The following is a 12,231-nucleotide window of genomic DNA, read 5'->3' as shown; positions in this document are numbered from 1 at the left end:
CCAGCAGCCCTGAAAGCATCGCGGGTCAAGCCCGCTCCCACAAGGACCGAGACAATCCTGTGGGAGCGGGCTCGACCCGCGATTGCAGGCGACGCAGTATCAGCCCTTTGCCGGCACCGAGCTGCCGCGCTTCTTGGTTTGCAGCAGGTGCGAGAACACCGCGTGCAGGTCATCCGACGCACTCTCCTCGTCGAGGTTGAGCTTGCTGTCGATGTGGTCCATGTGGTGCATCATCAGGCTCACCGCCTGGGCCGCATCACGCGCCTCGATAGCGTCGATCAGTTGCATGTGCTCGTCATACGAGCAGTGCGAGCGGTTGCCGCTTTCGTACTGGGCAATGATCAGCGAAGTCTGCGATACCAGGCTGCGCTGGAAGCTGATCAGCGGTGCATTGCCCGCCGCTTCCGCCAGCTTGAGGTGAAACTCGCCAGACAGGCGAATGCCGGCACCCCGGTCGCCGCGCGAGAAGCTGTCGCGCTCCTCGCGCACCATCTGGCGCAGTTCGTTCAACTGCTCGGCGGTGGCGTGCTCCACTGCAAGTTCGGTGATGGCACGCTCGACCATGCGCCGCGAAAAGAACACCTGACGCGCCTCTTCGACGGTCGGGCTGGCCACTACCGCACCGCGATTGGGGCGCAGCAGCACCACGCTTTCGTGGGCCAGGCGCGACAGCGCACGCCGGATGATGGTGCGGCTGACGCCGAAGATCTCGCCCAGGGCTTCCTCACTCAACTTGGTACCCGGCGCCAGGCGTTGTTCGAGGATTGCCTCGAATATGTGCGCGTAAACGATATCGTCCTGGGTGCCGCTACGACCGGCCTTGCCGGTGCGCGTGGGTTTCTTGAGGGGTTGCAGCTGTTCGTTCATGGGCGCTCGAGCACGGAGATCCACCTATCGGACCCTGACTGTAATACCAGCCAGTAGGGCGATGGCAAGTCCTGGATAGAAAATTAGACGTTCATGGTATTGACGCATTGTACACAGGCTTGGCGATTTCTGCAGAGTGCCATCACGTTATAGCCGTGGCGACAATTTACCTGCACACACCGACAAAAACATTATTTGCATTATTTGTATACAAACGCATAATCCAGCCGTGCAACTTCCTGACCCGCAGGTCAACAACAGGTCCGGTCGCCATGCCCTCCCCCTCGCAGAGCCCCCAGTCAACGCGCAGGACAAGCTCTGAACAACAAGAAAAGACGTGAGGAGTACACGCTGTGGAAAGCCGCAAACCCCAAGCCCCTACGCTGGATCTTGCCCCACCGCTCGAAACGAGCTGGCTGGAGCGGATTTTCAAACTCAAGCTGCACGGCACCACTGTCAGGACCGAACTGATCGCGGGTGTAACCACCTTCATCACCATGGCCTACATCATTTTCGTCAACCCCAACATCATGGCCGACGCCGGCATCGACCACGGTGCCGCGTTCGTGGCCACCTGCATCGCGGCGGCACTCGGCTGCCTGCTGATGGGCCTGTATGCCAACTGGCCGGTGGGCCTGGCACCCGGCATGGGGCTGAACGCCTTTTTCACCTACACGGTGGTCGGCACCATGGGCTACACCTGGGAGGCCGCGCTGGGTGCGGTGTTCGTATCGGGTGTGCTGTTCATGCTGCTGACGCTGTCGCGGGTGCGCGAATGGCTGCTCAACAGCATCCCGCTGAGCCTGCGCCACGCCATGGGCGCGGGTGTGGGGCTGTTTCTCGGGGTGATCGGGCTGAAGACGGCCGGCATCATCGTCGCCAGCCCAGCCACCCTGATCAAGCTCGGCTCGCTGCACGAGCCTGGCCCGCTGCTGGCGGCGGCGTGCTTCCTGATGATTGCCGTGCTCAGCTATCGCCGGGTGTTCGGCGCGATCCTGATCAGCATCATCGCCGTGACACTGGCCGGCTGGGCCCTGGGCCTGGTGGAATATGGCGGCGTGTTCTCGCTGCCGCCGAGCCTGGCGCCCACCTGGATGGCCATGGACGTGGCGGGCGTGTTCAACGTCAGCATGATCAGCGTGGTACTGGCGTTTCTGTTCGTGCACATGTTCGACACCGCCGGCACGCTGATGGGCGTGGCCCAGCGCGCCAACCTGGTGAACGCCGAGGGGCGCATCGAAAACCTGTCGCGGGCGCTCAAGGCCGACAGTGCATCGAGCGTGTTCGGTGCAGTGGTGGGTGTGCCGCCGGTAACCAGCTACGTGGAAAGTGCTGCAGGTGTGGCGGCCGGCGGGCGCACTGGGCTCACGGCTGTGGTGGTCGGCCTGCTGTTCGTCGCGGCGATGTTCTTTGCGCCGCTGGCGGGGATGATCCCGGCGTATGCCACCGCCGGCGCACTGATCTATGTGGCGATGCTGATGATGGGCAGCATGGCGCACATCAACTGGGATGAAGCCACCGACAGCATTCCGGCGATCGTCACGGCGATCATGATGCCGCTGACATTCTCGGTGGCGGACGGCATTGCGCTGGGCTTCATCACCTATGTGGTGCTCAAGGCCGGCACCGGGCGCTACAGGGAGATCTCGGCGAGCCTGTGGGTGCTGTGTGCGATCTTTGTGGCCAAGTTCGTGTTCCTGTAAGCACTGCGTCGGTTCAAGGAGCCTCGCCTTCGGGCGGGGCTTTTTGTTGCCTGTGCCGCTCTGCCAGCGAACAGCCCTGCAGGCACGCCCTCGAATCCGAGGCAAAAAAAAGCCCGCCAGTGAGAGCGGGCAAGGACCTACGAAGATTCATCTAGCGACCAACTAGCTTCCGCGATAGGTCGAGTAACTGTACGGCGAGATCAGCAACGGCACGTGGTAGTGATCCTGCTCGGCGCTGATGCCGAAACGCAGCACCACCACATCCAGGAACGCCGGCTCCGGCAACTGCACACCACGGGCACGATAATAGTCACCGGCACTGAACTGCAGCTGGTACACACCGCTGCGGTAATCCTCACCCTGCAGCAGTGGCGCATCGCAACGGCCATCGCTGTTGGTCAGCGCCGTGTTCACCAGCTCAAGCTGCTGGCCTTCGACCCGGTACAGCTCGACCTTGATCGAGCTGCCAGGGCAGCCATGTGCGGCATCCAGTACATGCGTGGTCAAACGTCCCATTGCGTGCGCCTCGTTTCAATCTATGGGCAAAAAATACCCGCACGGCACCGGGATGAAGCAGGGCAGCGTGCGGCTGTCGGATTATTAAGACATTTTCAGCTAAAATTGTACACAATAAATTCGACGATTTTGTTAGCCTGCCGAGCGTGCCCTGTAAATACGCCATCAGTCGCAAAGCCGCGCGCCTGGCGGACGCTATCGTCATTTACTGACCAATCAGGCAGGTTTCTTGCAACCTTTTTCAAGGGCGAATGGCGGAAGAAATGAGAAAAAACAGGCTTACAAATCGTCAATAAAGTTGTATACAATCACTCCATCGTTGTGGCCGATGACCTGACTCAGACACCACACCCCCGTTTTCACGTACAAGAAGGAAGGCTGCAGTGAGCGCTGATTATCCTCGCGACCTGATCGGTTACGGCAACAACCCACCCCATCCGCGCTGGCCGGGGAATGCCCGCATCGCTTTGTCTTTCGTGCTCAACTATGAAGAAGGTGGCGAACGCAACATTCTTCACGGGGACAAGGAATCCGAAGCCTTCCTTTCCGAGATGGTCTCGGCGCAGCCCCTGCAGGGCGCCCGCAACATGAGCATGGAATCGCTTTACGAGTATGGCAGCCGCGCCGGTGTATGGCGCCTGCTCAAGCTGTTCGAAGACACCGGCGTGCCGCTCACCGTGTTTGCCGTGGCCATGGCCGCCCAGCGCCACCCCGACGTGATCCGCGCCATGGTCGCCGCCGGCCATGAGATCTGCAGCCACGGCTACCGCTGGATCGACTACCAGTACATGGACGAGAACCAGGAGCGCGAGCACATGCTCGAGGCCATCCGCATTCTCACCGACCTCACCGGCGAGCGCCCGCTGGGCTGGTACACCGGCCGTACCGGGCCCAACACCCGCCGGCTGGTGATGGAGGAAGGCGGCTTCCTCTACGACAGCGACACCTACGACGACGACCTGCCCTACTGGGAACCCAACAACCCCACCGGCAAGCCGCACCTGGTGATCCCCTACACCCTGGACACCAACGACATGCGCTTCACCCAGGTGCAGGGCTTCAATTGTGGCGAGCAGTTCTTCCAGTACCTCAAGGACGCCTTCGACGTGCTCTACGCCGAAGGTGCCGAGGCGCCGAAGATGCTCTCGATCGGCCTGCACTGCCGCCTGATCGGCCGCCCGGCACGCATCGCCGCGCTCAAGCGCTTCGTGGAGTACGCCAAGAGCCATGAGCAGGTGTGGTTCGCCCGGCGCGTGGACATCGCCCGCCACTGGCATGCCACCCACCCTTTCCAAGCCGAGAGCGCCAAATGACCGACTTCAAGACCCTCAAGCCTTCGACCCTGGACCGTGCCGCGTTCGTCGCCGCCTTCGCCGACATCTACGAGCACTCGCCGTGGGTCGCCGAAAAAGCCTACGACCTGGGCCAACTGCACGAGCTGGACCAGATCGAAGCCCTGCACCAGCGCATGAGCGACATCCTGCTCAGCGCCGATCACGCCAGCCAGCTGGCCCTGATCAATGCTCACCCGGACCTGGCCGGCAAAGCCGCCGTCCAGGGCGAACTGACCGAATCGAGCACCAACGAACAGGCTGGCGCCGGCATCCACCAGTGCACCGCCGAAGAGTTCGCCCGTTTCACCGAACTCAACGACGCCTACAAGGCCAGGTTCCAGTTCCCGTTCATCATGGCGGTAAAAGGCAGCAACCGGCACCAGATCCTCGCCTCGTTCGAGAAACGCATCCACAACTCGGTCGAGGCCGAGTTCAAGGAAGCCCTGGCGCAGATCAACCTGATCGCCCTGTTCCGCCTGCAGCAGCTGTAACCGGCGCGCCTTGGCAGGCACTGGCCTGCCGGCAATCGCCAAAGCCCCGACAACACATAATTAGAGAACACCCGCATGCGCACTTTAGTGATTGAGCCCCTGACCAAAGAAGCCTTCGCCCCTTTCGGTGACGTGATCGAAACCGACGGCAGCGACCACTTCATGATCAACAACGGTTCGACCATGCGCTTCCACAAGCTGGCCACGGTAGAAACCGCCCAGCCCGAGGACTCCGCCATCATCAGCATCTTCCGCGCCGACGCGCAGGACATGCCGCTGACCGTGCGCATGCTGGAGCGCCATCCGCTGGGCAGCCAGGCCTTCATCCCGCTGCTCGGCAATCCCTTTCTGATCGTGGTCGCGCCCGTTGGCGATGTACCTGTATCGGGTCTTGTCCGCGCCTTTGTCAGTAATGGCAGGCAGGGCATCAATTACCATCGCGGCGTCTGGCACCACCCGGTGCTGACGATCGAAAAGCGGGATGACTTCCTGGTGGTTGATCGCAGCGGTTCCGGCAACAACTGCGACGAACATTTCTTCAATGAGGATGAGCAACTGATCCTCGCACCCCACCAATAAGAGAAGGTCGGTCACTGGCCTGCGGTGACCGGCAAGAGGTAAAGACTGTGGAAGCACATCTGTTGGAATGGCTGAACCTGAGCGTGCGCTGGGTTCACATGATCACTGGCGTGGCCTGGATCGGCGCGTCGTTCTATTTCGTATGGCTGGAGAACAACCTCAACCGGGCCAACCCGCGCGACGGTCTGTCGGGCGACCTCTGGGCGATTCACGGTGGCGGTATCTACCACCTGGAAAAGTACAAGCTGGCCCCGCCGAAAATGCCGGAGAACCTGCACTGGTTCAAATGGGAAGCCTACTTCACCTGGATGTCGGGTATTGCCCTGCTGTGCCTGGTGTTCTACTGGAACCCCAGCGTCTACCTGCTGGCCCCCGGCAGCACCCTGAGCGGTGGTGAAGGCATCGCCATCGGCGTCGGTTCGCTGATCGCCGGCTGGTTCATCTACGACGTGCTGTGCGACTCGCCCCTGGGCAAGCGCCCCGGCCTGCTCGGCCTGGTGCTGTTCGTGCTGATCATTGCGGCCTGCTACGGCTTCAGCCAGGTGTTCAGCGGCCGTGGTGCGTACCTGCACACCGGCGCGATCATCGGCACCATCATGGTCGGCAACGTCTTCCGCATCATCATGCCGGCCCAGCGTGCACTGGTCGCCGCCATCGAGAAGAACGAAACCCCCGACCCGACCCTGCCGGCCAAGGGCCTGCTGCGTTCGCGCCACAACAACTACTTCACCCTGCCGGTGCTGTTCATCATGATCAGCAACCACTTCCCGAGCACCTACGGCAGCCAGTACAACTGGCTGATCCTGGCCGGGATCGCGATTGCAGCGGTGCTGGTGCGTCACTACTTCAACACCCGCCACGACAGCGCCAAGTACGCCTGGACCCTGCCCGTCGGCGCCCTGGCGATGATCTGCCTGGCCTACGTCACCGGCCCCAAGCCGATGCCGACCGCGCCTGAGCAGGCCGCTGCCAAGGTCCAGTACCAGCCGCTGCCGGAAACCGCACTGGGTGGCAAGACCGCTGCCGAGAAAGCCGCCGAACAGGCTGCCAACCCGGCACCTGCCGCCACCCCGGCCGAAGCGCCCGCCACTGCCACCGCTGCGGCGGACAGCGGCAACTTCGACAAGATCCACAGCGTCATCCAGGAACGCTGCACCGTGTGCCATTCGGCCAAGCCGACCAGCCCGCTGTTCAGTGCCGCCCCGGCCGGCGTGATGCTCGATACCCCGCAACAGATCCAGCAACTGGCCCCACGCATCCAGGCACAGGCCGTCGCCAGCCAGATCATGCCCCTGGGCAACATCACCCAGATGACCCAGCAGGAACGTGAACTGATTGGTGCATGGATCGCCAAGGGTGCTCCAACCAACTGATACAAGCTTCAAGCGGCAAGCTACAAGCTGCAAGCCAGGCGCGGCCTCCTGCTTCTTCGCAAGCAGGGCGCCTGAGCCTGCAGCTACCCAGAATAAAAACAAAACCTGAGGTGCTGCATGTCCGAGTCACGCAAGGCGTACATCCCCGTTGCGCCGCCACGACAGCCACTGCCCCTGCTGCAACTGATCCTGGTGGGTTTGCAACATGTTCTGCTGATGTACGGAGGTGCCATTGCGGTGCCGCTGATCATCGGGCAGGCCGCCGGGCTCTCTCGTGAAGAAATCGCATTCCTGATCAATGCCGATCTGCTGGTCGCCGGTGTCGCCACCGTGGTCCAGTCGCTCGGCATTGGCGCACTGGGCATCCGCATGCCGGTGATGATGGGCGCCAGCTTCGCCGCCGTCGGCAGCATGGTGGCCATGGCCGGCATGCCCGGCGTGGGCCTGCAGGGGATTTTCGGCGCGACCATCGCCGCCGGCTTCTTCGGCATGCTGATCGCCCCGTTCATGTCCAAGGTGGTGAGGTTTTTCCCGCCACTGGTCACCGGCACGGTGATTACCTCCATCGGTCTGTCGCTGTTCCCGGTCGCCGTCAACTGGGCCGGCGGCGGCGCGGCGGCCGCGCCGTTCGGCTCGCCGATCTACCTGGCCGTGGCCGGCCTGGTGCTGACCACCATCCTGCTGATCAATCGCTTCATGCGTGGCTTCTGGGTGAACGTGTCGGTACTGATCGGCATGGGCCTGGGCTACATCATTGCCGGCGCCATCGGCATGGTCGACCTCAGCGGCCTGGCCCAGGCCCCCTGGGTACAGGTGGTCACCCCGCTGCACTTCGGCATGCCCACCTTCAGCCTGGCGCCGATCCTGTCGATGTGCCTGGTGGTGGTGATCATCTTCGTCGAGTCCACCGGCATGTTCCTCGCGCTGGGCAAGGTCACCGAGCGTGAAGTGACCCCCGGCATGCTGCGTCGCGGCCTGTTCTGGGACGCCGGCGCCTCGTTCGTGGCAGGCTTTTTCAACACCTTCACCCACTCCTCGTTCGCACAGAACATCGGCCTGGTCCAGATGACCGGCGTGCGCTGCCGCTACGTGACCGTGGTGGCCGGGCTGTTCCTGATCGTGCTCAGCCTGCTGCCCAAGGCGGCATTCCTGATTGCCTCGATCCCGCCGGCGGTACTGGGCGGCGCCTCCATCGCCATGTTCGGCATGGTCGCGGCCACCGGCATCAAGATCCTGCAGGAGGCCGACATCGGCGACCGACGCAACCAGTTGCTGGTGGCCGTCAGCGTCGGCATGGGCCTGATCCCGGTGGTACGTCCGGAGTTCTTCGCGCAGATGCCGCAATGGATGGAGCCGATCACCCACAGCGGCATCGCCATGGCCACCGTCAGTGCCCTGGTACTGAACCTGCTGTTCAACGTATTGGGCGGCGCCGAACGCGCCGCGCACAACGACGCCGTGCACCAGCACTGATACACGGGGCGGCGCCTGCCGCCCCGGTCAACCCGAGCACCACGCAGTACCGTCGGCCCCTGGGAGTGGGCCGCTCGGGGCGCGTTTGCGCCGAAAAAACCGCAATCCAACAATAACAATAGCCGGGAATAACCACATGAAACGCATCACCTCTTCCCTCTTGCTGGGCAGCAGCTTGCTGGCCACGCTTCCTGCGGTAGCGGAGGACCTGCTGCTCTGGCACACCAACAGCCTGACGTATCTGTACGGCAAGGACTTTCAGGTCAACCCGCGGATCCAGCAGACGGTGACTTTCGAGCACGCCAACAAATGGAAGTACGGCGACAACTTCCTGTTCGTCGACAAGATCTTCTACAACGGCGGCCAAGACCGTAACAAGGGCAAGAACACCTACTACAGCGAGATCAGCCCGCGCCTGTCGTTCGGCAAGATCTTCGACCAGAAGCTGGAGTTCGGCCCGATCAAGGACGTGCTGCTGGCCATGACCTACGAAACCGGTGAAGGCGACAACGAGGCCTACCTGATCGGCCCGGGCTTCGACCTGGCCATCCCCGGCTTCAACTACTTCACCCTCAACTTCTACCAGCGCAACACCGAAGGCAGCCGCCCGGGTGATCGCGTGTGGCAGATCACCCCGGCGTTCTCCTACACCATCCCCATGGGCAGGTCCGACCTGCTGATCGATGGCTACATGGACTGGGTGGTGGACAACGACGAAAGCCGTCGCGGCACCTACCACGCCAACCTGCACTTCAACCCGCAGGTCAAGTACGACCTGGGCAAGGCGCTGAACATCGGCGCCAAGCAGCTGTACGTGGGTATCGAATACAGCTACTGGAAGGACAAATACGGCATCGAGGACAGCGATCGCCTCAAGACCAACCAGAGCGTGACCAGTGCGCTGATCAAGGTTCACTTCTAAAACCTGATCGAACGCACAGTTTTTGTCGCGCACGCTCCATAACGGAGCACTTGAGGGACGGCGCGCAAGCCAGTAATCTGCGCGCCCCCTCGCTCAGGGTAGGACCCCTCCTACCTGCGTTTACTGACCGCTCAGTCAATGAATTCGGGCGGTTGGTAAGCGTATTGCCAGCCTCACGCCCCTTGTTCAACTGTTCAGAAAGACGTCGAGCAGGCCCGTTGCGCCAACCCGCCAAGGTTGGCTCAGCTCTTGCGAACGCGCTGTGGCCGATCGAAAAAAGCTGACCAAAAAGACAACACGTTGAACCAGAACGGCGCCGACACAGAGTGCCGAATCAATCAAGGGAGCACGCAATGCGCATTACCAACAGCCTGATGCTTGCAGGCGGCCTGCTGGCGGCAAGTACCGCCACCGCCGGTGACCTGCTGCAGTGGCAGAACAACAGCCTGACCTACCTCTACGGCAAGGACTTTGCGGTCAACCCGCAGATCCAGCAGACCTTCACTTTCGAGCACGCCGATGCCTGGAAGTACGGCGACAACTTCCTGTTCATCGACAAGATCTTCTACAACGGCAAGAAGGACGGCAACGTCGGTCCGAACACCTACTACGGCGAGTTCACCCCGCGCCTGTCGTTCGGCAAGATCTTCGACCAGAAACTGGAGTTCGGCCCGGTCAAGGATGTGCTGCTGGCCATGACCTACGAGTTCGGCGAGGGAGACAACGAGTCGTACCTGATCGGCCCAGGCTTCGACCTGGCCATCCCCGGCTTCGACTACTTCCAGCTCAACTTCTACCAGCGCCACACCGAGGGCAGCCGCGCCGGTGACAACGTATGGCAGATCACCCCGGTGTGGTCGTACACCATTCCCGTGGGCAAGTCGGACATCCTGATCGACGGCTACATGGACTGGGTGGTGGACAACGACGAAACCCGGCGTCGCGGCACCTATCATTCCAACCTGCACTTCAACCCGCAGATCAAGTATGACCTGGGCAAGGCCCTGAACCTGGGCGAAAAACAGCTGTACGTCGGTTTCGAATACGACTACTGGAAAGACAAGTACGGCATCAAGGACAGCGACGCCTTCGATACCGACCAGAACACCGCGAGCCTGCTGGTGAAAGTGCACTTCTGACCGGGTTGCGTTCTTCGCCGGCAAGGCCGGCTCCTACAGACGGCTTACTCCTGTAGGAGCCGGCCTTGCCGGCGAAGAGGCCATCAGCCCCGGATGGCCTTCCAGAACTTGCCCACCACGGCAACCACCGCCAGCACCGCAGCCCCCGCCACTACGCCCACGCCGGCATTGAGCAAGGCCGTCGTCAGCGCCCCGCCACGCCCTTCGCCGAAGGCCTCGATGGCATGATGCAGCGGCGCGATGCCATGCACCAGAATCCCGCCACCTACCAGGAACATCGCCGCGGTGCCGATCACCGACAGGCTTTTCATCATGTAGGGCGCCGCACTCAAAATGCCGTTGCCGATGGCCTTGGCTGCACGCGAGGCTTTTTGCGTCAGCCACAGGCCCAGGTCATCCAGCTTGACGATCCCCGCCACCAGCCCGTACACGCCGATCGTCATCACGATCGCGATGCCCGACAGCACGATGATCTGCTGGGGCAGTGGCGCATCGGCCACGGTGCCCAGCGTGATGGCGATGATCTCGGCCGAGAGAATGAAGTCGGTACGCACCGCGCCCTTGATCTTGTCTTTCTCGAACGTCACCAGGTCGACCGCCGGGTTGGCCACTGCTTCGGTCAATGCCGCATGCCCGGCCTTGGCCTCCTCGGCGCTGTGCAGAAACCTGTGCGCGAGCTTTTCGAACCCCTCGAAGCACAGGTAGGCGCCGCCGAGCATCAGCAGCGGGGTTACCGCCCACGGGATGAATGCGCTGATCAGCAACGCAGCCGGCACCAGGATCAGCTTGTTCAGGAACGAGCCCTTGGCCACCGCCCACACCACCGGCAGTTCCCGCTCGGCGCGCACACCCGTGACCTGCTGGGCATTGAGGGCCAGATCATCACCCAGTACGCCGGCGGTCTTCTTGGCCGCGACCTTGGTCATGACCGAGACATCGTCGAGTACCGTGGCGATATCGTCGATCAGTACCAGCAAACTGCTTGCAGCCATGATTCATGTTCCATTGAGGTGAGATGGCGCCAAGCTTAGCCTGTCGATGGGCAAAAGGGGCGACCTTGAGCGCTTCGCGAACGCGGTGCTACCATGCGCAACCGCCTGCCCAGGCCTGTTGCCGCACGCGGCCAGATACAAGGAACAGCGCCACCATGAGCACCATTCGCGAGCGCAACAAAGAACTGATCCTGCGGGCCGCCAGCGAGGAGTTCGCCGACAAGGGCTTCGCTGCCACCAAGACCAGCGACATCGCGGCCAAGGCCGGCCTGCCCAAGCCCAACGTCTACTACTACTTCAAATCCAAGGAAAACCTCTACCGCGAGGTGCTCGAAAGCATCATCGAGCCGATCATGCAGGCCTCCACCCCGTTCAATGCCGACGGTGAGCCGCAAGAGGTGCTCAGTGCCTACATCCGCTCCAAGGTGCGCATCTCCCGCGACCTGCCCTTCGCGTCCAAGGTGTTCGCCAGCGAGATCATGCACGGCGCGCCGCACCTGAGCGCCAGCCAGGTCGAGCAGCTCAACGTGCAGGCACGGCACAACATCGAATGCATCCAGGGCTGGATCGAACGCGGCCTGATCGCGCCGGTCGACCCGCACCACCTGATGTTCAGCATCTGGGCTGCAACCCAGACCTATGCCGATTTCGACTGGCAGATCTCGGTGGTCACCGGCAAGGCCAAGCTCGAGGACAGCGACTACGAGGCGGCGGCGCAGACCATCATCCGGCTGGTGCTCAAGGGCTGTGCGCCGGACGCCTGACAGATAGCGGCGACTGCATCGCGGGTCAAGCCCGCTCCCACAAAAACACCAGTGATCTTTGTGGGAGCGGGCTTGACC

12 protein-coding genes are annotated in these 12,231 nt (G+C 62.3%); 9 read left to right on the top strand and 3 right to left on the bottom strand.

Features of this window, described 5'->3' with window-relative positions; genetic code table 11:
* Nucleotides 1-99: 99 nt before the first annotated feature.
* The gene (locus QMX96_RS16705; RefSeq protein ID WP_054915597.1) at nucleotides 100-867 is read right to left on the bottom strand and encodes a GntR family transcriptional regulator; all 768 of its coding nucleotides are present in this window, start codon (nucleotides 865-867) and stop codon (nucleotides 100-102) included.
* Nucleotides 868-1,250: 383 nt separating this feature from the next.
* On the opposite strand from QMX96_RS16705, the gene QMX96_RS16700 reads away from it, so the two are divergent.
* On the top strand, nucleotides 1,251-2,570 hold the full coding sequence (locus QMX96_RS16700) for an NCS2 family permease (protein WP_213085891.1): 1,320 nt from the start codon (nucleotides 1,251-1,253) through the stop codon (nucleotides 2,568-2,570).
* Nucleotides 2,571-2,732: 162 nt separating this feature from the next.
* Here QMX96_RS16700 and uraH read toward each other — a convergent pair whose 3' ends face one another.
* Entirely contained in the window at nucleotides 2,733-3,086 is a 354-nt protein-coding gene (gene uraH, locus QMX96_RS16695) for a hydroxyisourate hydrolase (RefSeq protein WP_043862351.1), read from the bottom strand.
* A 383-nt stretch (nucleotides 3,087-3,469) separates the two neighbouring features.
* On the opposite strand from uraH, the gene puuE reads away from it, so the two are divergent.
* The 7 genes from puuE to QMX96_RS16660 all read left to right on the top strand — a co-directional run bounded on the left by puuE (nucleotide 3,470) and on the right by QMX96_RS16660 (nucleotide 10,397).
* Nucleotides 3,470-4,399: an allantoinase PuuE gene (puuE, locus tag QMX96_RS16690; protein ID WP_043862350.1), complete on the top strand. Its 930-nt coding sequence runs from the start codon at nucleotides 3,470-3,472 to the stop codon at nucleotides 4,397-4,399.
* Nucleotides 4,396-4,911 carry a 2-oxo-4-hydroxy-4-carboxy-5-ureidoimidazoline decarboxylase gene (uraD, locus tag QMX96_RS16685; RefSeq protein ID WP_043862349.1) on the top strand — a complete coding sequence of 172 codons (516 nt, stop codon included), beginning with the start codon at nucleotides 4,396-4,398 and terminating at the stop codon, nucleotides 4,909-4,911. Before puuE ends, uraD begins: the two co-directional genes overlap by 4 nt.
* Nucleotides 4,912-4,986: 75 nt before the next feature.
* Nucleotides 4,987-5,490 carry an ureidoglycolate lyase gene (locus QMX96_RS16680; protein ID WP_043862348.1) on the top strand — a complete coding sequence of 168 codons (504 nt, stop codon included), beginning with the start codon at nucleotides 4,987-4,989 and terminating at the stop codon, nucleotides 5,488-5,490.
* A gap of 47 nt (nucleotides 5,491-5,537) precedes the next feature.
* On the top strand, nucleotides 5,538-6,863 hold the full coding sequence (locus QMX96_RS16675) for a urate hydroxylase PuuD (RefSeq protein WP_043862347.1): 1,326 nt from the start codon (nucleotides 5,538-5,540) through the stop codon (nucleotides 6,861-6,863).
* Between the two features lie 117 nt (nucleotides 6,864-6,980).
* On the top strand, nucleotides 6,981-8,336 hold the full coding sequence (locus QMX96_RS16670) for a nucleobase:cation symporter-2 family protein (protein ID WP_043862346.1): 1,356 nt from the start codon (nucleotides 6,981-6,983) through the stop codon (nucleotides 8,334-8,336).
* A gap of 136 nt (nucleotides 8,337-8,472) precedes the next feature.
* On the top strand, nucleotides 8,473-9,258 hold the full coding sequence (locus QMX96_RS16665; protein ID WP_043862345.1) for an outer membrane protein OmpK: 786 nt from the start codon (nucleotides 8,473-8,475) through the stop codon (nucleotides 9,256-9,258).
* 353 nt (nucleotides 9,259-9,611) lie between these two features.
* Nucleotides 9,612-10,397, top strand: coding sequence for an outer membrane protein OmpK (locus QMX96_RS16660; protein ID WP_088515618.1), 786 nt, complete (start codon nucleotides 9,612-9,614; stop codon nucleotides 10,395-10,397).
* Nucleotides 10,398-10,480: 83 nt separating this feature from the next.
* On the opposite strand, the gene QMX96_RS16655 is transcribed toward QMX96_RS16660, so the two are convergent.
* A complete protein-coding gene (locus QMX96_RS16655) occupies nucleotides 10,481-11,389 on the bottom strand; it encodes a DUF808 domain-containing protein (protein ID WP_116053264.1) in 909 nt (302 codons plus the stop codon).
* Between the two features lie 155 nt (nucleotides 11,390-11,544).
* Here QMX96_RS16655 and QMX96_RS16650 point away from each other — a divergent pair, with 155 nt between their 5' ends.
* Nucleotides 11,545-12,153, top strand: coding sequence for a TetR/AcrR family transcriptional regulator (locus QMX96_RS16650; RefSeq protein WP_043862341.1), 609 nt, complete (start codon nucleotides 11,545-11,547; stop codon nucleotides 12,151-12,153).
* The last annotated feature ends 78 nt before the right edge of the window (nucleotides 12,154-12,231 follow it).

The sequence above is a fragment of the Pseudomonas sp. PS01300 genome (assembly GCF_029960155.1).
Taxonomy (GTDB): Bacteria; Pseudomonadota; Gammaproteobacteria; order Pseudomonadales; family Pseudomonadaceae; genus Aquipseudomonas; species Aquipseudomonas palmensis.
Note: the sequence above shows the minus strand (reverse complement) of the source record. Positions and strands in the feature narration are given on the sequence as shown.

What these genes read in the sequence shown, in the direction of transcription:
- uraD (WP_043862349.1), top strand. Translation starts at nt 4,396, where the DNA reads ATGACCGACTTCAAGACCCTCAAGCCTTCGACCCTGGACCGTGCCGCG.
- QMX96_RS16665 (WP_043862345.1), top strand. Translation starts at nt 8,473, where the DNA reads ATGAAACGCATCACCTCTTCCCTCTTGCTGGGCAGCAGCTTGCTGGCC.
- QMX96_RS16655 (WP_116053264.1), bottom strand. Translation starts at nt 11,389, where the DNA reads ATGGCTGCAAGCAGTTTGCTGGTACTGATCGACGATATCGCCACGGTA.
- QMX96_RS16680 (WP_043862348.1), top strand. Translation starts at nt 4,987, where the DNA reads ATGCGCACTTTAGTGATTGAGCCCCTGACCAAAGAAGCCTTCGCCCCT.
- QMX96_RS16660 (WP_088515618.1), top strand. Translation starts at nt 9,612, where the DNA reads ATGCGCATTACCAACAGCCTGATGCTTGCAGGCGGCCTGCTGGCGGCA.
- uraH (WP_043862351.1), bottom strand. Translation starts at nt 3,086, where the DNA reads ATGGGACGTTTGACCACGCATGTACTGGATGCCGCACATGGCTGCCCT.
- QMX96_RS16650 (WP_043862341.1), top strand. Translation starts at nt 11,545, where the DNA reads ATGAGCACCATTCGCGAGCGCAACAAAGAACTGATCCTGCGGGCCGCC.
- QMX96_RS16670 (WP_043862346.1), top strand. Translation starts at nt 6,981, where the DNA reads ATGTCCGAGTCACGCAAGGCGTACATCCCCGTTGCGCCGCCACGACAG.
- QMX96_RS16705 (WP_054915597.1), bottom strand. Translation starts at nt 867, where the DNA reads ATGAACGAACAGCTGCAACCCCTCAAGAAACCCACGCGCACCGGCAAG.